The organism is Caballeronia hypogeia, assembly GCF_001544875.2.
GTDB lineage: Bacteria > Pseudomonadota > Gammaproteobacteria > Burkholderiales > Burkholderiaceae > Caballeronia > Caballeronia hypogeia.
Window position 1 is genome coordinate 1 of sequence record NZ_FCOA02000057.1, and the last position, 20,641, is coordinate 20,641.

Genomic DNA, 20,641 nt, shown 5'->3' on the forward strand with positions numbered 1-20,641 from the left:
ACCGGCAAGATCGTCGCGCCGCAACTGTACGTGGCCGTCGGCATCTCGGGCGCGATCCAGCATCTCGCGGGCATGAAGGACTCGAAGGTCATCGTGGCGATCAACAAAGACCCCGAAGCGCCGATCTTCAGCGTGGCCGACTACGGTCTCGTCGGCGATCTGTTCTCGGCCGTGCCGGAACTAACCGCACTGACCTAAATCTTGTGAGCGACTGAAAATGGACCGAACCCGCTATCGGTGGCGTATTTGCGCCTTGCTGTTCTTCGCAACGACCATCAACTACCTCGATCGTCAGGTGCTTGGCTTGCTCAAGCCCGATCTCGCACTGCGCTTTCACTGGACCGAGACCGAATACAGCTACATGGTGGTCGTTTTCACGGCGTGCTATGCCATTGGCCTGATTTTGTCCGGCAAACTCGTGGACCGGTTCGGCGTGAAACTGGGCTACGGTCTTTGCGTGCTCGTATGGAGCATCGCGGCGTGCGGCCACTCGATCGTGCGCAATACGCTGGGCTTTTCCTTCATGCGCGCCTTGCTCGGGCTCGCGGAGTCCGGCAACTTCCCGGCTGCGGTCAAGGCCGTGTCGGAGTGGTTTCCGCGCAAGGAACAGGCGCTGGCGGTCGGCATCCTGACATCGGGAACGAGCATCGGAGCGGTGGCTGCGCCCGCCATCGTGCCGTGGCTCGCCGCGAATCACGGCTGGCAATCGGCGTTTCTGATCACGGGGCTGACCGGCTTCGTCTGGCTCGGATTCTGGTACTCGATGTATTACGCACCGGGCAAACACGCGAAAGTCTCTGACAGCGAACTCGCCTATATCGCTGAGGGCCGTGCCGAGACGCCCGCCGCGCAGCAGTCCGCAAGCTGGCTTGCGCTGCTCAGGCTGCGTTCCACCTGGACATTCATCGTCGGCAAGTTCATGACCGATCCGATCTGGTGGTTCATGCTCTTCTGGCTGCCGTCCTACTTCTCGTCGCGCTATCACCTCGACATGAAGAACCTGGGCTTGCCCCTCGTGGTCGTGTATGTGGCGACATCGATTGGCAGTGTGTCCGGCGGCTGGCTTTCGTCGATGCTGATCGCGCGCGGCTGGGACGTGCGGCGCGCACGGCAGACCGCGATGCTTATTCTCGCGCTGCTCGTGGTGCCGATCGCGTTCTCGTCGTGGATCGACAACATGTGGGCGATGGTCGGTCTGCTGAGTCTGGTCGCGGCCGCGCATCAGGGATGGTCGGCCAATCTGTTCACCACCGCGTCGGATATGTTTCCCAAGGAGCTCGTCGGCTCGGTGGTCGGCATCGGCGGCATGGCCGGGGCGGTCGGCGGCACGCTGTTTCCGTTGCTCGTCGGCGCGCTGCTCGATCACTTCAATGCGCTCGGCAATCTGAATGGCGGCTATAACGTGCTGTTCGCGATATGCGCGTCGGCCTATGTCCTTGCGTGGATCGTCATGCGTGTGCTGCGACCGTCGGCGCATTCCGGGGAACATCGGTACGCCGGAGCCGGAGCGATGGCTCGACCGGATTGAAAAGGAGTGGATTCGCATGTCGACGCAGGACGTCTTATATCAGGTCGATGGACCGCTCGCCACGATCACGCTGAATCGCACTGGCCGGCACAATGCGCTGACCTTGAGCATGCTCGACGCCATTGCGCGCGCGCTCGGCCGCATCGAAGAGGACGATGAAGTGCGCGTGCTGGTGTTCCGATCGGCCGGCGCGAGGTTCTTCTCGAGCGGCGCGGATATCGACGAATGGAGCGCGCTCGATCCCGTGAAAATGGGCACGCGCTTTATTCGCGCGGGCAACCGTGTCTTTCGCGCGCTCGAGGAGCTCGATATCCCGACCGTTGCGGTGTTGAAGGGACACGCGCTCGGAGGCGGTCTCGAACTCGCGCTCGCCTGCGATCTGCGCTACGCCACGCCCGAGGCGAGACTCGGTTTTCCGGAAGCGCAAGTCGGCGCGATTCCCGGCTGGATGGGATGCGCGCGGCTGACACGATTGATCGGCGGCAGCCGCGTGCGGGAGATGATTCTGCTCGGCGAGCCGATCGGAGCGGCGCGTGCGCTGGAATGGGGCCTTGTCAATGATGTGATTCCGCCGGAGCGAATCGACGCGCACGTCGCGACCGTTTGCGATCTGCTCGCACGACGATCCGCGACTTCGCTCTCCGTCGCAAAGCGCCTGATCGGTTGTATCGAAGCAGGCCGATGGGAGTCAGCGCACGAACTGGCCGCATCGGTCTGCAAGGCGTCGCCCGACGCGGCGGAAGGCGTCGCTGCGTTTCGGGAGAAGCGCGCCGCGAATTTCGGATTGCATCGAGATGAATGACGCTGCCTAAGCAGCACCGGCTTCGACGCTTTGCCGCCGCATCCTGCTCCGCGATGTCCCCGGGCAGAAACCGGCGTCGATACTCGGCCGGCGTCGTCTGCCTGGCAGCCTTGAATTGCCGGTGGAAATTGGCGATATTCGCAAAGCGCGAGCGGGCGGCGATGACGGATATGGACAGGGACGCATCGCCTCGCATCCGGCACGCATGCCCGATGCGAACGCGGGCGATACAACGCCCGACGCTCTCACCGATATGCTGCACGAAGTAACGCGTCAGCGTACGTTCCGAAAGGCTCGGTGGCAGACGCCCATATAGCACCGGTAGTCGCCTAATGATGCGCATACAGCGGTAGGAAAGGGTCTTTCGAGCGAGGGGCGCCTTCGCTCGACGGTCTGACGGCCCCGCTGGTGGCGTTTGGTGAGGGGCATCGTAGGATATCAAGACGAGGTGTCGAAAGACTTAACATCTTCGAGAAGTCGTCGGCCGCACGAACACGCGCCGTCAGGTCGAGCAGCCCATTAAGTACCAGAAGTCTGTCTGTCGTCTTTAGAATCGACGTATGGTCGTACAAAGAATGGTCGATGGTGCCTGCAGGTATGAAGGGAGAAACGACAATGGCAGGAACTCGTACCCCAAACCTGTCGAAAGAGAAGTTATGTGTTTTCAGGCGGGCGTTCTCGGTTGAGCCAGGCGGCACGGCAATCGGAGGTGTCACGTGGTCGAAAAAGCCCCCGTGTTCATCGAACACGATCAGCAGCACGCTACTGGACCATAGAGTGGATGCGCTGATAGCGTCGTAGACCTGCTTTACCAATGCTTCGCCTTTGCGGACGTCACCAGATGGATGCATTGAATTTCCATTTCGGAAGTCATTCTTTGCATCATATGTCGGCTCAATGAATACGAACTTTTCCGTCAGTGAGTTGGAGGCAAGCCGCGATAGAAGCGTATCCATTGGAACAAATCGACTAAGCAGGTTTTGCATTCCGTAGATGCCGCGCGTCTGCGCGACGTCACCCAGCACGATGAGCCAGTCCGACTCCTGAATCTTCGAAAACACCGTGCCGTTTGGGAATGTAAAAATCGGGGCGTTGAAAAACACGGCTTCCAGAACTTGCGCATCACTCGGAGAATGGTCGAGTCCCGACGAAGTCCCCGCAACGGCAAAGAAGCGATTGGGCCACGTGGGTCCCGGCATCGAGGCAAACCAGTTGTCGCATACGCCGAACTGGCTTGCCAAGAAGTTTAGGACGGGAAGTTGGTCCGGCGTGAAAGCGTTGAAGGCATCGGTCACCACGTCGGAGTGGTCTTCGTACGTTCCAGCAAAACCTGTCGTTGAGATGTCTGTTGCGAACGAAGGGTAGCCCGCGGCGCCCAGCACGAGGGAGTCGTTGCGTACTGTGTCACCATTGGCGACCTGCAAGCCGCACAACTGGACACATGCGTCGGTGAATTCATGACCGGGGTCGAAGCCAAGCGCATAGGGAGCGCCTCTTCCTAGCTGGTAGGAAGTTCCTGTCCGTCCAATATTGACGATTGGGCCACCGGGAAGTCCGTTAGCGGTCGTCGCCGCGCCGGTAGGCGTAGTGCCCGTCAACCTCGACCATCCGAACACGCTGTCGTAAGAACGATTCTCTAGCATGAGCACGAACACGTGCTGTATAGCAGCCATAGGTCACCTCGGCTTCATTCTTTTGAAAGGACAGCAAGTTGTGTAGAAGACGCACGACCTCCATTGACCAACCGGTGTGAGGGCTAATGTTCTTTGATGCAACAACGTTGTCTCTAAATGGCCAGGGATAAAAATGTGCAAAGCGGAGCGAGCCGGGCTGGAGAATTCTTCGGCGAAGGGAGTCTGGAATCCACTCACTTTGGCTGAGCGGGATGAACGTTTTCCGCCTGTGCGCCTTTTTCACCTTGGTTTAGTTCGAAGCTTACTTTTGGGTTCTCAGAGAGGGTCTTGCAGCCTTCCACGCGAATCTCGGAATAGTGTGCGAAAAGGTCGACTCAGCCACCGTGCGAGATTCCGGAATAGTGTGCGAAAAGGTCGACTCCGCCACCGTGCGAGATTCCGGCAATGACAAACGCTTTGGTTCTAGAGGAGCAGAAAATTCAGTGTCACAAAAGAACTATTGGGCCTTTCAAGTACCAATGCGTGGATATTTTTTGTCTACCCCGGCATTGGTGTCAATCGGTTATACGCCTCATTGCTGCGTCGGACTTTAGGAAGGCGGTCGTTCCTACCGTTAAGTTGATGGGCGTGGTGGAAGCCCCGAAAACGTACGATGAAACCTGAAGAGACATGGTGCTTGTTGTACTGCCAAGAGCACAAGTTGATTCGAGACTTGGACGCGTGCACGCGCAACTTCCATCAATGACGCAAAGGCTGGACGCGCGGGGCGGTGGTGACGACACCAGATGACACCTCGGAGTTGCTCGTCAAACTTGCTCATATCGGTGCCCGTGCAGAGTCCCTGTCCAGCGCGCGCCAGCTTAAGCGCCTCCCGACAGGCACACGCACTATGCCGAGAGCGGACCGCGGCCAGAGAATACGTGACGACAGGCCTAGAACTCGGCCTTGCGTATGCGATTGAGACCGCTGATCGCGTCAGTCCGACGGGTGTCGACTTGAAGACTGTGGGACTGCACGAGAAGATCGTTCACGTACGCGACCAGATGTGTGAACTCGCGAAGGTGGGAGAGCAGTTCGATAAGCATCCATACAAACAGCTGTCGCTGGCCGATCCAGATGCACGGTCCATGTTAGCAAGCGGAAAGGGGGCTGGCATCGTGGGCTACGAAGTTCAGGCTGCCATGGACACAAAGCATCACCTGATCGTGGAGCACGAAGTGACCAATGTCGGGAACGATCACGGGCGACTTAGCAAAGAGGCGTTGTCGGCTAAGAATGCGATGGGCAAGTCGAAGCTGAAGGTGGTTGCAGATCGAGGCTACTTCAGCGGTCCGGAGATCTTGGCCTGCGATCAGAATGAAGTGAGCGCGTATGTGCCGAAACCGCGCACCTCAGCCTGAAGAAAGAAGGGCCTCTTCACGAAGGCAGACTTCATCTTCGATTCCAAGAGCGATATTTACCGATGTCCTGCGGGCGAACGGGCCATCCATCGATTCACTACCGATGCGAGATCATACGCACCAGTGCCGAACTTGGGTTTATTCGATGCCTGCCCTTTTGCACGGGCTCGTCATCGAACGACAACGCGTGCGGGCAGGCGTTGAATAAGCCAAACGGCTACGGCCGACCGAATCGAGCAGGATGGGAGAATAGAACTATTTTTGCCTCAAGGCCCAAGGGTTTCGCAACACGTCCGGCACCTGACGAGAGCCAGGGTCGATGGCGGCAGCGTTAGGCCGTGCCCCCGCTTCGCCCCGCGCGTGCTAGCGCCAACGCTAGCCTTGCGCCGACCTCGGCATTGTGTTTGACGAGCGCGATGTTGGTCGCCAAGCTGCGTCGTCCTGTTAGCTCGTGGAGGCGAGCCAGCACAAATGGTGTCACCGCTTTGCCGGAAATTCCCTGCGTCGTTGCCTCGCCGAGCACTTGTCGAGTCAGAGCGTCGATTTCTTCCGCGATCATCGCAGACGCTTCTGGCACCGGAGCACTCAGCAGCACGCCACCGGCTAGGCCCAAATCCCACTTGGTGCGAATGAAGCGTGCTTGCTCCGCTGCGTCGTCCAGCCTCAAATCCGCGCGAAATCCACTATCGCGCGTGTAGAAGGCAGCGAAGTTGTCTTGCTCGCAACTGAGCACCGGTACGCCATGCGTTTCCAGGTATTCCAAGGTGAGCCCTATATCGAGGATCGATTTCGCGCCCGCACAGACAACTGCCACGGACGTCCTTGCCAGTTCCTGCAGATCGGCCGAAATGTCGAAGGTTTTCTGCGCGCCCCGGTGCACACCGCCAATGCCGCCGGTGACGAATACCTCGATGCCGGCCAGTGCGGCACATATCATCGTGCCGGCCACTGTCGTGGCGCCGAGTTCGCCGCTGGCCAGTACAGCGGGCAGGTCGCGGCGGCTGACCTTGTGCACTTTGCTGGAACGGCCAAGCATTTCGAGCTCCTCATCCGCAAGGCCGATGCGGATTCGTCCATCGATCAGTGCGATCGTCGCGGGCTCGGCTCCTGCGGCCCGGATCAAGTCCTCTACTTCGCGCGCGGTGTGAATATTCTCCGGGTACGGCATGCCGTGCGCGATGATGGTGGATTCCAGCGCAACGAGTGGACGGCCGGCGGCTTGCGCAGCGGCTACGGGCGCGCTGAAGGTCAGCCAGGATGCCGCAAGATCGGTAATCATGTCGATGTTCTCGGCGGTGCGATTCCAAAGTATGCAGCACGAGCCTCGTGCGTGGTTCGTTTTGCAAGCAGTGCAAGCGTCAGGTCTCCTGTCGAGCGACAGAAAGGTGCAGGATCCCCCGCGGATCGGTACCGTTGCCGATCCGCCTTGCGGCCCAGATGAATCGTCGATCGAGATGCGCTCGGCGAAGGCGCTTGATCGTGTCGACGAGTTTTGCCAGCGAGAACTTCGGGGGCGAAGCTATCGCCCGCCGAAAACGTCTGGCAGGGGTGGTCCGTGCTTCTCGAGAGATACACCACGCCGGTGGCTTCTTCGCGAGCTCCTTACGGTCTTGTTAGTCCGCCGAATGACGACTCTCTGGTTGCAACAGGATCTTCTGGATCACATAGTGTACGGGCACGCCGCTCGGCGGAAGGCACACGATGACTTGTCCGCGACGCGCGCCCAGCAGTGCGATGCCGATCGGCGAGAGAACGGACAGTCGTCCACGCTGATAGTCGGCCTCGCGGGGGTAGACCAACGTCCACTCGTGCCTGCCAGTGCCGTCGGTGGTCGTACATTCGACTGTTGTGTTCATCGTGACGACGTCGGGTGGCATTTCAGCTGAATCGACAAATATAGCTTTCGCTTCGATGGCGTCCAAAAGGGAGCGCTGCGTCGAGGACACCGTCGGCAGGTGCGCACATTCGCGAAGTCGTGCCATGTCGGATTCGGACACGACTGGCTGGACTTCCATGTGCGCGGTTTTGATCGTCATCGAAATGTTCTTTGTAGACAACATGTGTGCCTCCGACTGGAATACAGGTTTCAGATATCGGCGCGATCGCGATCGCTCCATACGTCGAGCCACGACCTGTCGAAGAAAATGAGTCGGTCGACGGTCCCCACCTGCTGTACATCGCGCGGCGCGTTTCGGTGACAAACGCACTGGCTCGATCGTCAGAAAGCGACTTGCATGAGGGGGGCGAAGCGCTGAATTATCTCGGTGACGCTTGTCCTCGCTCGATGGCTCCTTCACGTAAAGCCAGAAGCGGAGGTTTTCTGTCGAACCGTTGGGATCTCACTCAGGTGTTTCGTTTGCGTTCTCATGGCTTCGATCCTTCGAGTCGATCCCAAGACGCCGCTTTTCGTTCGCGACACTGAAGAACTGCTCACGAGCAGCGCAAGGGAGTCAGGCTTTTTTGGCACGCAGACGGCCGACCCTCACGCAACTCGTGATGGATTACCGTCGGTGGTCTTCAGAAAGGTGGTGCGCCCGGCTCTCGCTTTACTGCCTTTTTAATTTTGCGAAGAGCCGGGCAGAAGGAAGTACTGACTTGTCCGCGCGGAGAGCGCGGTAATGGGTGCGCTTCACTGTAGCGGATTTCCGATGCGCGCCAGTACGCGTCCCGTCTAACGCAGGAAAGCCGGGGAAAGCGGGGCGATAGCGCGGAACGAAAAGCACGACTAGGACCTCGAGGCAGCGACCCGTGAGTTGATCAAAAATGCGGCAGGCATGCCTATTAGAGCGCATCCGTCAGCGTTTTGCAAGGTTCGCGGGCGCGACGATCATCGACGCGTGAAATGTTCGTTCGAGGTCGAGCAACGTCCTCTGGAGCTGAGAGCTTCTTGCTGATTCATGGTGCTCGCGCGAGCAGAACAAGGAATTGCTGGGTTCCGTGTACGCTTTTGCAACCGTGTGCGCTGAAAGCATACATGTGCTTCGTCAGCGGGTATTGTCCGGCTGATTGCCGAATCGGTGCAGAGGTCTTTGAACATCTATCTCGACGCGCTCGCGTTGGTTGTGGACCGTCGTGCCAAGTATGCGCAGTGATTTGTGTGCCTCCACGTTCGGTTCGAACGGGTTTCGTGGCGCATTGGATGTTTCCGACGGCTCGCGTCGATTGATCTCATGGTTTGCGCTGATTGCCAGCCCCGGCCCCTTGATGTGGTTCGCACTCGTCATTCATCGTCAAGTCAACATCCCTTCATATTCGATAAGGATATCGAAGTAGAGGAAGTTTGGCTTTCCGATGCGCGTGCGCCCCGAACTGGACGTGCATGGTCTTCCGCGATCGATGCAATACCGTGATGATTGTCCAGGCTCGTCACGGATGCGACGGGAGGAGATGCGAGGTTTCGCTGTTGCATGGCGGCGGGGCTGAGATACGGTCGCTATCGGGTTGAGCGTGTGGAGTGGCCGCAAGGCGAGCACCGCACGGTTTCGCTTTATCCAAAGCCGGTCGGCAAAGTGATGCGCTGCGAACAATGCGGCGTCTGCTGCACGCAGATTCATGAGACGACCGTACGCCGGGTTCCTGATCTTCCGCTGTTCGAATACGCTGTGACGCAGTTCTACGATCTGGGTTGGTACACGGTCAAATCGATCGACAAGATGCGTTTGCGAGCACGTCTTGTCAAGCCGGAAAAGCCGGACTGGTCAGCGCAGCGCTATCGGACAATGGACGAATTTGCCCTGTACAAAGGGCATCGCTACGTCACCGTGGTGGCGGTCCCTGCCGGTGGCTCGGCTGCCTTCCCGACTGAATCGTTACTTGCACGGCATTCTCTCGCGTTGCCGACATCCGCTGAACACCAGCGTCGTGGTTCGGCTCCTTGTGGAGCTGCCATATTTCAGCCGGGTCGGTGCCGCTGGAGACCCTGGGTGACCGAATGCCCGGAGAAGTCGAGCACGCGACTCGCGCTGGGCCAGCAGTCGAACGACTGAGGAATCGACAAATGCCATCGCCAGGAAGATTACTTCATACGTGAATCAACCCGTCCGCGGCGCATCCTCGACTCGTGTGGTTGCAACAAACTGATCGACGGTCGCGAAATACCTCTCGTTTCGGAAACAGGCGAGTGGTTACGCGCCGGTGTGAAAGAATGATGTTTAGCACTACTTGTCTAGGTATAAGTAACTTCTTTCGCTGGACCGTCGATAACCGTGCGTCGTCGCGGCTTGATTTCGCTTGCTAACACGGGCCGTTTCTTCTTAAACTGGTTCAGTGTCGGAGCAGGATGCAAATGGAAAAGTCATAGGATTTTGTAACGGGGTACTTTCCCTATGCAAGGGGACGGGTACAACTGCCTTACCAGTCGATAAAGAAAAGCCGAAGAAGCGTTACAGCAGATCAACACGCTCGGTGGAAAAACATAATGAACGACTCGACTCTTCCGGCTGCGACCGCCATCACGACGAACGTCACCTTGCGCGCCGACATGGGACAGCCATTCGCGGCCTGGCAATCGAAATTTACCAGCGGGGCCAGTCAGGCTGCCGGATTTCTCGCACTCGACATTGCACCGGCCTTCGCGGGTTCGCCGGACTGGCGGATCATCCAGCGATTCCGCTCGCCCGAGGCGCTCGAAGTCTGGCGTACGTGTCCTGTACGCGAGCAACTGTTTGCCGAACTTGCGCCCATGCGACAAGCCGGTGGCGCGCGAGCCGATGACGAAACGGTCCACGCGCTGGATCCGCTATCTTGCGTGACGGAAGTCATCATGACCGTGGTGGAAGCGGGCAAGGAATCCATATTCAGGTCGTGGGCGGAAACCATTCAGGCGAGCCAGTCCATGTTCCCGGGCTACATGGGAACGCTCGTGCAGGCGCCGGTATCGGAGGAGATGCAGTACTGGACGACGCTCGTGCGCTTCTCGACGCCTGCACAACTCGATGCGTGGCTCGGCTCGACCGATCGCAAGCAATTGCTCGAGCGGGTGCAGCCAAACGTTGCGAGCTGGAAAAGCTATCGGATGCAAAGCCCTTTTGCGGGCTGGTTTCCGGACACCGGCGACAAGCCGCCGCCGGCGTGGAAACAGACGGCGCTCGTGCTGCTCGTGTTGTTTCCAGTCGTCATGCTCGAGATCAAGTTTCTGAGCCCGTGGCTCGCGGGGCTGCACGTGTCCATCGCGACATTCATCGGCAATGCGATCAGCGTTTCGCTGGTGTCCTGGCCGCTGATGAAGGTTGCAGTCTTTTTCATGGGCTGGTGGCTACGGCCTGAGCCGGCGCAGCGCCGCCGACGCGAAATGCTCGGAGCCTGCACGATGCTCGGGCTTTACCTCATCGAATTGGCGATATTCATGCTTGTATTCTGAAGCGTGATATGCGCCCAACATCGGCGGCGACTTCCAGTGCTGCTGCTGCCGCCGCACGCCTGAGGGGCAAACCATGACGGATGACGACAAGAAGTTCATGACACGAGCAATCGAGCTGTCAGAGAAAACCTCGATGATCGATAGCGCCGGCGGGGTATTCGGCACTGTCATCGTGCAGGACGGCAAGATCATTGCTGAAGGTGCGAACCGGGTCGTCGCCGAAAACGATCCAACCTGGCATGGAGAGATCGAAGCCATTCGCAAGGCGTGCAAGGCCGAAGGCAGTTTCAAGTTGCGCGACGCGACGCTATACACGAGCGCGGAACCGTGTCCGATGTGCATGGCCGCGGCGTACTGGGCGGGCATCAAGCGGATCTACTATGCCTCTTCGAACGAGGACGCCGCGGAATACGGCGATTTCGACGACAGCATGATTTACGGCGAAATGAAGAAGCCCATGGCGGAGCGGTCCATTCCAAGCCAGCAGATCATGCAGGCGGAAGCTGTCGAGGTCTGGAAGAAGTACAAGAACAAGGCCGATCGCGTGCCGTACTGATTCATCGCTTCGTCGGGGGCGCCGTGTCCGCGTTGAGGGGAGGCTCTCGACAAGGATAGACCTTTTCCCGGCGAGGCCGAGTCAGACATCGACCTCACCGCCGACGCCTCGCGTTATTTCTTGCAGACTCTTGTTGTCCAGCCTCGGAGTGTTTCGCGCAGACGGCGTTCGGGTGATAACTTGAGGAGAAGGACATGGGGAATCACGGCCTGTCCCGGCGCGGTTTTCTTAAGGCGAGCGCGCTCGCCGGCGTATCGGTATTTGTCGCGCCGCTCGGAAGCCGCGCGTTTGCCGCGTTGTTCGAAGAAAAAATTCTGACTCCCGTGCAATGGGACGCGAAAAGCGGCGACGCGAAATTCCGCATCGACGGTATCGCGAAAGTGACGGGCGCGAAGATATTCGCCCGCGACATCCGCGCCTCCGACATGACGCACTGGCCCCGGGAGCAGTCACACGCGATGATCCTGCGCACGACGCTCGCGGACCGCGCCTACCAGGGTTTCGATCTGTCGGTGCTGGACGCGGCCGGTCTCGCGCCGGATCGCATCGTCACAGCGGACGATCTCGCGCGCGACCGTCTCGCGTTCCCGGCGTTTTATGGCGACGACATGCTGCTGCCAAGCGGCAAGACGCCCGCGTATCTGGGCCAGGCGGTTGCGATCCTGATCTATCACGACTTCGCGCGCTTTCGCTTCGCGAAGGAGAAGCTGCAATTCCGCGAGGACACGATCCGCTACGGTGGAAGCACGGGCCCGATCGAACGCGATCCTTGGGCGGCGTTCCGCTTTGTTCGCGTCGGCGGCAAGACGCCTTATGACGACGACACGTTCTCGAGCCTCAAGGACACACCGCTCTTCCCGCACATGATGAAGAAGCGCGAACCGGTCTGGGCCGATGCCGATGCGCACGGCAAGCTGGACGAGCAGGGCGCGTTCTTCGCGCAGCAGATCGCGGACGCGCTGGCGCATCCACCGGAAGACTGGCTGGTCGTCGATCGCCGCTACCGCACGCAATCAGTCGATACGGCCGCGCTCGAACCCGACAACGCGAACTGCTGGTACGACACCGCGACGCAATCACTCCACATGGTCATCCCTACCCAAGGGCCGACCGAGGTGACGGAGAGCGTCATCGAGATGACGTCGAAGTCGCATTTCCCGCTGAAGAAACTGTTCCTGCATCCGTGCTATACGGTGGGATACGGCTCGAAGGACCACTACAACGTGCCGTTCTACGGCCTGGTCGCGTCGCTGTACGGCGACGGCCATCCGGTACGTCTCGCTAACGACCGCTTCGAGCAGTTTCAGAGTTCGCTCAAGCGCCATGCGTTCGACATGCGCTATCGCATGGCGATCGACAAAAGGACGGGGCTCATCCAGGCGTTCAAGGGCGACTTCGAAGCGAACGGCGGCGGACGCTGCAACTTCTCGCCTTCGGTCGCGATGGTCGGCGCAACCGCCGCGCAGTCGATCTACTACATCCCGCAGAGCGATCTGACGACCGTCGCCATCGCCTCGCGTGCGATCGACGCCGGCTCGGCGCGCGGCTACGGCACGCTGCAAAGCATGGCCGCAACCGAAATGATGATCGACGACATCGCGGCGCAGCTCGGCATCGATCCCATCGAACTGCGACTCAGGAACGTGTTTCGCACCGGCATGAAGAACACGCAGGGCGCGATTCCTGCAGGCGTCATGCGTGCAGAAGAAGTGCTGAAAAAATCACAGGCTCATCCGTTGTGGGTGGAGCGCGCGAAGCGCAAGACCGAATACGAAGCCAGGCATCCGGGCAAGCGCTACGGCGTGGGCTTCTCGTGCACGCAGAAGGATTTCGGCACGGGTGCGGAAAGCGCATTCGCCAGGGTGGAAATTAGCGCCGATGGACGCGTTGCGTTGTCGCACTCGGGCGCGGAGATCGGCACGGGCTCCTCGACGTCGCAGGCGCTCGCGGTCGCGAAATGGCTCGGCAAGCCGGCAGTGGACGTGCGGATGCTGATCACCGACTGGTCCGATCTTCCGGTAATCTCGAGCGGCGATCCCTACATCATGTCGCAGGCGGAACAGGATGGACTGAGCGCGAATCCGCGCTGGTCGCCGGCGCTCGCCTCGCCCGTGAGCGCGTCCAACTCGGCTTACTACTACACGCACGCCACGCAGGAGGCGGCGCGCGTCGTGTTTCGCCAGGGTCTCTGGCCCGCGGCGATGGCGATCTGGGGGCAGGGGATCGGCGGCGGCCAGGCGGCGTCGTTCGTCGTGCGCATCGAGGACGCGCGCTGGATCGACGGCAGGCTGTCCGCCAACGGCATGGAAGCGCTGACGGTCGAACAGCTCGCGAAGAAGGCGCACGCGCTCGGCCTCGTCACCGGCGCGACGGTGCATACGTTCAACCGCTGGCAGTGGAGCGAAGCGCTCTTCGACATCGCGGGCGAGGCGCAGCGGCTTCCCATAGACGGTCTCTCGCTGCGTCACGGCGCAGGCAGGGGCGATGGACTCACGCCGAACAGCTATATCGTGCTCGATCGCAAGGCAGTGTTCATTCCGCCCGTGAGCCGCAACAAGGCCGCCGTCACGTATTACAGCGCGATCGGCACGCTCGTCGAACTCACGGTGAGCGAGAGCAGCGGCAAAGTCGATCTGCTCTCGCATCATTCGATCATGGAGTGCGGCAATCAGCTCTCGCCGGCGCTCGTCTCGGGACAACTCCAGGGCGGCCTCGCGATGGGCATCGGTCACGCGCTGCACGAGCAGCTGCCGCTCTACGAAGACGGCCCGGGCAACGGCACGTGGAATTTCAACCGCTATCGCCTGCCGCTCGCGAGCGACGTCGCCGTATGGACACAGACCGGCGAAGTCCTGCCACCGCTCACGGAGTCCGATCCGCCCAAGGGAATCGCCGAAGTCGTGATGATTCCGGTGGTCGGCGCCATCGTCAACGGCATCGCGCACGCGATTGGGCATCGCTTCACCGATCTGCCGGTGACGCCGCGAAACATTCAGAAGGTGCTCGCATGACGGCCGTCCAGTCCGCCCCGGGCATCGAAATGCGCTCGCTCTCGATGACCATCAACGGCAACAAGGTTGGCCCGATGGACGTGCCCGTGGGTCTGCCGATGATCGACTTCCTGCACGAATACGTCGGCCTTACGGGATCGCGCCTCGGCTGCGGGCAGGGCATCTGCCATGCGTGCGTCGTGATCGTCGACCGGGCCGACGGCACGAGCGAGGAAGTCCGCACCTGCATCAACGGTGCGCATTTCTTCAACGGCAAGACGGTGCGCACGATCGAAGGTCATGCGAAGCGCAACGAACAAGGCGAAGTCGTCGCGATGTCTGCTGTGCAGCAAAAATTCCTGGAGCACTTCAGCTTCCAGTGCGGCTATTGCACGCCGGGTTTCGTCAACGCGACGACCGTGCTCCTCGAAAGACTCAAGCGCAATCCCGTCGCGAAAGACAAGATCGAAGCCACCATCACGGAGGCGTTGAACGATCACATCTGCCGCTGCACGGGCTACGTGCGCTACTACGAGGCCGTGAAAGATCTCGTGCTGTCCACGCCCGGCCTCGTGAAGGACGCAGCATGATGCCGTCGATCGTCACTCGTTATGCGACGACTTTCATCGTCGCGGCCTGCGCGGCGTTCGCGGCGCTCTCGCTGTCCGGTTGCGGTCAGCGGCAGGCCAGCGCCGCGCCGGTCGCAAGCACGCCCGAGCGGATCGCGCATGGCCGTTATCTGGTCAAGGCCGCCGATTGCGCCGCATGCCACACCACGCCGAACGGCGCGCCGTTCGCGGGTGGCGTCAAGCTCGAATCGCCGTACGGCGCGTTCTTTGGCACGAACATCACGCCCGACCCGGAGCACGGCATCGGCAAGTGGAGCGCCGACGACTTCTACGCCGCGCTGCATGACGGCCGATCGCCGCGAGGCAAGCTCTATCCCGCGATGCCGTACACGTCGTACCGGCAAATGACGAGAGAGGATAGCGACGCGATCTATGCGTATCTGATGTCGGTGAAGCCGGCGGCCGTGTCGAACAGGGAGGCCGAGCTCAAGTTTCCGTACAACATCCGCCTTGGAGTCCGGTTCTGGGACATGCTGCTCTTGAAGGACACGTTGCCCGATGCATCGTCGGGTCGCTCCGCCGACTGGATGCGCGGACGCTATCTTGCCAACGCGCTCGGCCATTGCGCGGAATGTCACACGCCGCGCGGCGCGCTGGGCCAGATGCTGGATACGAAGGCGCTTCAGGGCGGCGCGCTCGGACGCATCGGTGCGCCGGACATCACGCCAGCCGCCCTCGCGGCGCGCGGCTGGACGAGCGCGGATCTCCAGACGTTCTTCGCGACGGGAATGGCGAAGCAAGGCTCCGCATTCGGCGAGATGCATCCGGTGGTGTTTCTCAGCACGCAGCATCTCGACGCGGGCGATGTGCGAGCGCTCGCCACGTATCTGCTCGGCGATGCGCCGCCCGCGCCCGCGCCGCTCGCAGCCATCAGAGCCGACGACACGGCGCAACTCGCGGCGGGTCGTGGTCTCTATCTCGATTCGTGCGCGGGCTGTCATGGCTTCGACGGCCAGGGCAAGCCGCACGTCGCGGTATCGATGAACGGCAACTCGACCTTGCGTCAGCCCGACCCACGCAATCTGGTCGTGTCGATGCTCGACGGCATCGCGGCGCAGCCGTTCACGGGGATGGAAAGGATGCAGGCCATGCCCGGTTTTGCGGATGCCTATGGCGACGAGCAGCTTGCGCAACTCGCCAACTATCTACGCGTGACCTGGGGCGGCCAGCGCGCCGACGTCACGGCGGACGCGGTAAAGTCGCTGCGTTGAGGCGGAATGTTCGCGGCGTCGTTGCTGGTTCTCGATGCGTTCCGGGATCACTGAAGCCTGGCGCTTCGGCACAGAGGGGGACTTCGTGGACTTCCGCGTCTATCTGCTCGCCGCTACCGCCTTCCTGGCGGGCGTCGCCGAAACCATCTGCGTGGGCATCTTGCCTGAAATCGCCGCGGGGCTTCAGGTTTCCACGGCCGCAGCGGGCCAGCTCACGACCATTTTCTCCGCTGTCTTCGCACTGGCCGCGCTTGCAGCCGTGCCGTTTGTCGCCCGCACCGGACGGCGCCTAGCCCTCTTCGTCTCGCTCGCGACGTTCGCGGTCGCTAACCTGATCGCGGCGGCGAGCCCCGGTTACGCCAGCCTCTTCGCTGCACGCATGTTGATGGCGGCGAGCTGCGCGACGCTCATTCTCGTTGCGACACGGCTTGCCGCCTCGCTCACCGCGCCCGAGAGGCGCGGCCGCGCGATCGGCATCGTCTTCATGGGCATAAGCGGTTCGCTCGTGCTGGGCGTACCGATCGGCATGCAGATCGCACAGTGGTGGGGCTGGCGCGCGGTGTTCGTTGCGATTGCGCTACCGGTGCTGCCGATGGCGGTCTGGCTCGTCCGCCACTTGCCGCGCGACGTAACGACCGGACGCGCCGCTCCTGACGCGCGCGTCGCCTGGCGCGCGATGCTCGGCGAGCGCCGGCTGATGGCGGCGCAATGCGTGACGATTGCAATGATCGGCGGACATTTCACGCTCTTTGCCTATCTGGCGCCTTATCTTCAAGCAGTGCGCGCACCCGATCCCTCGACACTCGCTGCGCTGTTTGTGGCCTTCGGCGTTGCGGGCGTCGGCGGCGCATGGCTTGGCGGTCAGAGTTCGGACCGGCTCGGCGCCGCGCGGGCGTTATGGTGCTGTCCTGCCGTCTTTATTTGCGCGATGGCGGTGCTTCCACTGGTGAGTGCCAACAGGTTCTTGTTCGTACCCGCGATGATGCTGTGGGCCTGCATTAGCTGGTCGATCTCGCCCATCGTGCAGAGCTACCTTATTCGAATCGCGCCGGAACTTGCGGATACGACTGTCGGTTTTAACGTGTCAGCGATGCACATGGGCGTGGCGCTCGGCGCCGCGTTCGGGGGACTGCTCGTCGAACGCGGTGCCTTGCGGCTGACGCCGTGGGCGGGCTGTGCGCTCGTGGCCGTGGCGCTCGGATGTGCCGGGTTGGCCGTCCGGCCGAAGCGAGGCGAACAGCGCTCGTCGGCCGAGACACATGTCTCCATGTGAGCGTTCGGGCACGGCCGCGCTCGCGATGACTGTCTGCGCACGGTTGCGACCCGCGCGTAGAAGACGGGCAGGGACCCCCGGCGGCGATGTCGGGATCGCCGAGCGTCGTCCGTAGGCACGTACCATGTTTCCTCGAATCTCAGACACAAGCTTGCCTGGCTACGTTCGTCCGAGCGGTGGCATATACGTCGACTCACGCGCGGAACCGAGCGGGTGGTCGAGGGTGCGCGACACCCGGTTCACTTTTCAACAGAGTTATCCACGGTTTCTGTGGATAAACGGGACCACCCGATGTCTCGGTCGAATTGAAGCAAGCCGTCGAAACATGCCCGCTTTCGCTTGGCGCGTTCTGGCGTCGCACCGACTTCGAACCTTCGACAGTGCGTATGGGCGATTCAGGCCCTCTGCAAAATGTCCACCGCAGTTTCGGCATCTTGTAGCGAGTCAACGGCGATATAGGCGATGAACTGCGTGCCAAGTACCGCGGCGGAAACACCGCGGAGGTTGACGCCGCCGTCGGCGAGCATTTGGCTTACTTGCCCGATGATCCCCAGTTGATCCATACCCATCACACGCACGGAGTGAAGGCTCGGGCTGACGCTGAAGCCCGCTTGCGTAGCGGCGCGGATCTCGCTTTCCCCCTGCACGGGTGCGACGAACACGACTCCCTTGCCCGCTGTTTCGGGCGTGCGCCGTGCGACGACGAACTGGAGGTCGGCTCCAGCCTGCCGCAAAGCATTTAACACTTGCGCAAGCCCACCCGGTTTGTCCTCGATGGTGGCCGCCCAGACATCGACAAGTTCGACGCTCAGTTCCATGGCAATTCCTCCGCCAGTCGCATTACAAATAAAAATCTAGTTCATCAAGGGCTCGCGAACAAGACCGGAGAATGCGCGCCCTGCGAACGGTCTCGCTCTTGCGGAGGGGGCCACGACCGTTCCGCGAAGAGAAACTGATCGCATCATGTAATGCAACTAATCGTCGGCTCGGCAAACCCCTTTGAAAGGCTTCGCCACCAGTGCGCCACGGCATCGTTCCATGTACCCCGAAACGATCAACGCGGCACAGGTATGTCATCGGCGGGTGGCGCGACGGCGGACGTCGCGCAGGCGGGTTCCGATCCCTCGATGTCTCAGAAGGCATGAGCGCGTCGGCGCCGGAAGGAATACGATATCCGTAGGAACGCGCGGAGGCAGATCATGACCACGGCTGCCAGCTTCAACATCGGCTACGTTCAGTTCCTCGGCCCCGACGGCGAGTGTGTGCAGCCGTTACCGGGCTTTGCGAGCGACGTCGCCGTGCTGGTCGAGCTCTACCGAAGAATGGTGTTGACACGAGCGTTCGACACCAAGGCGGTCGCGCTGCAACGTACCGGCCAGCTTGGCACGTTCGCGTCGTCGCTCGGTCAGGAGGCGATCGGCGTCGGCGTGGCGAGCGCGATGCGGACCGAAGACGTTCTGTTTCCATCCTATCGCGACCACGCGGCGCAATTGCTGCGCGGCGTCACGATGACCGAGAGTCTGCTGTACTGGGGCGGCGACGAGCGCGGCAGCGACTTCAAGGTTGCCCGCAACGATTTTCCAAACTGCGTGCCCATTGCCACACAAGTTTGCCATGCAGCCGGCGCGGCTTACGCATTCCGGCTGCGTCGCGAACCGCGCGTCGCGGTGGCGATCCTGGGCGACGGAGCAACTTCGAAGGGCGACTTCTACGAGGCGATGAACCTGGCCGGCGTCTGGCGTGCGCCGCTCGTGCTCGTCGTCAACGACAATCAGTGGGCGATTTCCGTGCCGCGCAGCCGGCAGACGGGCGCGCAAACGCTCGCACAAAAGGCGATCGCGGCTGGCATAGAGGGTATTCAGGTCGATGGCAACGATGTGATTGCCGTGCGTGAGGTCGCCGGCACGGCACTCGACAAGGCCCGGCGGGGCGATGGTCCGACGTTGATCGAAGCCCTCAGCTATCGGCTGAGCGATCACACAACCGCCGATGACGCGTCACGCTATCGCGACGCCGAGGTCGTGCGTCAGCAATGGGAATCCGAGCCGCTGCGCCGGTTGCGTCTCCATCTCATGCAGTTGAAGGCGTGGGGCAAGGAGCAGGACGACGCGCTGGGCAAGTCGTGCCATGCAGAGGTCGAGCGCGCCGTGGAGGCGTATCTCGCGACTCCCGCGCCGGATGCATCGGCGATGTTCGACCATCTTTACGCGGCTTTGCCAGAGACCATGAAGGAGCAACTGGCGATGGCACGGCGTTTCGCGCCGGCGGGAGATCACGATGGCTGAGCTCAACATGATCGAGGCGATCAATCTGGCGCTCGCGTACGAGCTCGAGCATGATCCGGCCGTCATGCTGCTCGGCGAGGACATCGGCGCGAATGGTGGCGTTTTTCGCGCGACGCTCGGATTGCAGGCTCGCTTCGGCGCCGGGCGCGTACTCGATACGCCACTCGCCGAAACTGCGATCGTCGGTTCGGCGATCGGCATGGCCGCCATGGGCCTGAAACCCGTCGTGGAAATTCAGTTCAGCGGATTCATTTATCCGGCTATCGACCACGTCCTGAACCATGCTGCGCGTCTGCGGCACCGCACCCGAGGCCGCCTCGGCTGCCCGCTCGTGATTCGCACGCCTTGTGGCGCGGGGATTCATGCACCGGAGCACCATTCAGAAAGTCCCGAAGCGTTGTTCGTGCATATGCCCGGCCTGCGCGTCGTGACGCCGTCGTCCCCGGCGCGCGCCTACGGCTTGCTGCTCGCCGCGATTCGCGATCCGGACCCGGTCATCTTCTTCGAGCCGACCCGCCTGTACCGGCTGTACAGGCAACCTGTGGAGGACAACGGCGAGGCATTGCCGCTCGACTGCTGTTATCCATTGCGCGACGGGTCGGATGTCACCCTTGTGAGCTGGGGCGGCGCGTTGCAGGACGTGCAGGTTGCCGCAGACCAACTCGCGCTGGAAGGCGTGATGGCCGAGGTGATCGACGTAACGACGCTCAAGCCTATCGACATGAACACGATCCTCGAGTCGGTGGCGAAAACCGGACGCTGCGTGATCGTGCACGAAGGCTCGCGTACCGGCGGGGTCGGTGCGGAGATTGCCGCATGTATCGCCGAGCGAGGCTTGTACTCCCTGCTTGCGCCCGTACAGCGGGTCACCGGTTACGACGTCGTGGTGCCGCTTTACCGGCTCGAAAATCAATACATGCCCGGTCCGCAGCGGATCATCGCGGCGGTCAGGCAGGCACTGGAGGCAGCGTGAC

15 protein-coding genes and 4 pseudogenes are annotated in these 20,641 nt (G+C 61.4%); 13 read left to right on the plus strand and 6 right to left on the minus strand.

Annotated elements, in window-relative coordinates:
* The 3 genes from AWB79_RS37010 to AWB79_RS37020 all read left to right on the plus strand — a co-directional run.
* Window positions 1–198 (plus strand): electron transfer flavoprotein subunit alpha/FixB family protein (locus AWB79_RS37010; protein ID WP_198399172.1); only part of this gene is annotated, 198 nt, incomplete at its 5' end.
* 19 nt (window positions 199–217) lie between these two features.
* On the plus strand, window positions 218–1,528 hold the full coding sequence (locus AWB79_RS37015) for an MFS transporter (RefSeq protein WP_061172434.1): 1,311 nt from the start codon (window positions 218–220) through the stop codon (window positions 1,526–1,528).
* 16 nt (window positions 1,529–1,544) lie between these two features.
* The gene (locus AWB79_RS37020) at window positions 1,545–2,330 is read left to right on the plus strand and encodes an enoyl-CoA hydratase/isomerase family protein (protein ID WP_061172435.1); all 786 of its coding nucleotides are present in this window, start codon (window positions 1,545–1,547) and stop codon (window positions 2,328–2,330) included.
* Between the two features lie 82 nt (window positions 2,331–2,412).
* Here the strand turns inward: AWB79_RS37020 and AWB79_RS40285 are convergent.
* The 3 genes and pseudogenes from AWB79_RS40285 to AWB79_RS40290 form a co-directional block, all read right to left on the minus strand.
* Window positions 2,413–2,673 (minus strand): annotated as a pseudogene (locus tag AWB79_RS40285) (helix-turn-helix domain-containing protein); the annotation flags it as partial.
* Window positions 2,660–4,003, minus strand: coding sequence for an alkaline phosphatase family protein (locus AWB79_RS37030; RefSeq protein WP_061172437.1), 1,344 nt, complete (start codon window positions 4,001–4,003; stop codon window positions 2,660–2,662). The gene AWB79_RS37030 and the pseudogene AWB79_RS40285, both read right to left, overlap by 14 nt.
* Window positions 4,004–4,197: 194 nt before the next feature.
* Window positions 4,198–4,335: pseudogene (locus AWB79_RS40290) on the minus strand (cold-shock protein); the annotation flags it as partial.
* Between the two features lie 582 nt (window positions 4,336–4,917).
* Here AWB79_RS40290 and AWB79_RS39030 point away from each other — a divergent pair.
* Window positions 4,918–5,565 (plus strand): annotated as a pseudogene (locus tag AWB79_RS39030) (transposase); the annotation flags it as partial.
* A 130-nt stretch (window positions 5,566–5,695) separates the two neighbouring features.
* Here the strand turns inward: AWB79_RS39030 and AWB79_RS37040 are convergent.
* Complete coding sequence (locus AWB79_RS37040; protein WP_061172438.1) at window positions 5,696–6,643, minus strand: pseudouridine-5'-phosphate glycosidase; 948 nt, start codon at window positions 6,641–6,643, stop codon at window positions 5,696–5,698.
* Window positions 6,644–6,977: 334 nt separating this feature from the next.
* On the minus strand, window positions 6,978–7,424 hold the full coding sequence (locus AWB79_RS37045; RefSeq protein WP_232471137.1) for a GreA/GreB family elongation factor: 447 nt from the start codon (window positions 7,422–7,424) through the stop codon (window positions 6,978–6,980).
* 1,347 nt (window positions 7,425–8,771) lie between these two features.
* Between AWB79_RS37045 and AWB79_RS39035 the strand changes: the two are divergent.
* The 7 genes and pseudogenes from AWB79_RS39035 to AWB79_RS37080 all read left to right on the plus strand — a co-directional run.
* Window positions 8,772–9,146, plus strand: a pseudogene (locus AWB79_RS39035) (ISL3 family transposase); the annotation flags it as partial.
* Between the two features lie 635 nt (window positions 9,147–9,781).
* A complete protein-coding gene (locus AWB79_RS37055; protein WP_061172440.1) occupies window positions 9,782–10,723 on the plus strand; it encodes a putative antibiotic biosynthesis monooxygenase in 942 nt (313 codons plus the stop codon).
* 73 nt (window positions 10,724–10,796) lie between these two features.
* The gene (locus tag AWB79_RS37060; RefSeq protein ID WP_061172441.1) at window positions 10,797–11,279 is read left to right on the plus strand and encodes a nucleoside deaminase; all 483 of its coding nucleotides are present in this window, start codon (window positions 10,797–10,799) and stop codon (window positions 11,277–11,279) included.
* 194 nt (window positions 11,280–11,473) lie between these two features.
* A complete protein-coding gene (locus AWB79_RS37065; protein ID WP_061172442.1) occupies window positions 11,474–14,290 on the plus strand; it encodes a xanthine dehydrogenase family protein molybdopterin-binding subunit in 2,817 nt (938 codons plus the stop codon).
* On the plus strand, window positions 14,287–14,859 hold the full coding sequence (locus tag AWB79_RS37070; protein ID WP_061172443.1) for a (2Fe-2S)-binding protein: 573 nt from the start codon (window positions 14,287–14,289) through the stop codon (window positions 14,857–14,859). The genes AWB79_RS37065 and AWB79_RS37070 overlap by 4 nt, the downstream gene beginning before the upstream one ends.
* Entirely contained in the window at window positions 14,856–16,109 is a 1,254-nt protein-coding gene (locus AWB79_RS37075; protein ID WP_061172444.1) for a c-type cytochrome, read from the plus strand. The genes AWB79_RS37070 and AWB79_RS37075 overlap by 4 nt, the downstream gene beginning before the upstream one ends.
* A gap of 85 nt (window positions 16,110–16,194) precedes the next feature.
* Entirely contained in the window at window positions 16,195–17,382 is a 1,188-nt protein-coding gene (locus AWB79_RS37080) for an MFS transporter (RefSeq protein WP_061172453.1), read from the plus strand.
* Between the two features lie 395 nt (window positions 17,383–17,777).
* Here AWB79_RS37080 and AWB79_RS37085 read toward each other — a convergent pair whose 3' ends face one another.
* Window positions 17,778–18,200: an ACT domain-containing protein gene (locus tag AWB79_RS37085; RefSeq protein WP_061172445.1), complete on the minus strand. Its 423-nt coding sequence runs from the start codon at window positions 18,198–18,200 to the stop codon at window positions 17,778–17,780.
* Window positions 18,201–18,581: 381 nt separating this feature from the next.
* On the opposite strand from AWB79_RS37085, the gene pdhA reads away from it, so the two are divergent.
* Together pdhA and AWB79_RS37095 are read left to right on the plus strand one after the other, a co-directional pair.
* Window positions 18,582–19,667, plus strand: a complete 1,086-nt coding sequence (gene pdhA / locus AWB79_RS37090) for a pyruvate dehydrogenase (acetyl-transferring) E1 component subunit alpha (protein WP_061172446.1) — start codon at window positions 18,582–18,584, stop codon at window positions 19,665–19,667.
* Window positions 19,660–20,640, plus strand: coding sequence for an alpha-ketoacid dehydrogenase subunit beta (locus AWB79_RS37095; RefSeq protein ID WP_061172447.1), 981 nt, complete (start codon window positions 19,660–19,662; stop codon window positions 20,638–20,640). The genes pdhA and AWB79_RS37095 overlap by 8 nt, the downstream gene beginning before the upstream one ends.
* The last annotated feature ends 1 nt before the right edge of the window (window position 20,641 follow it).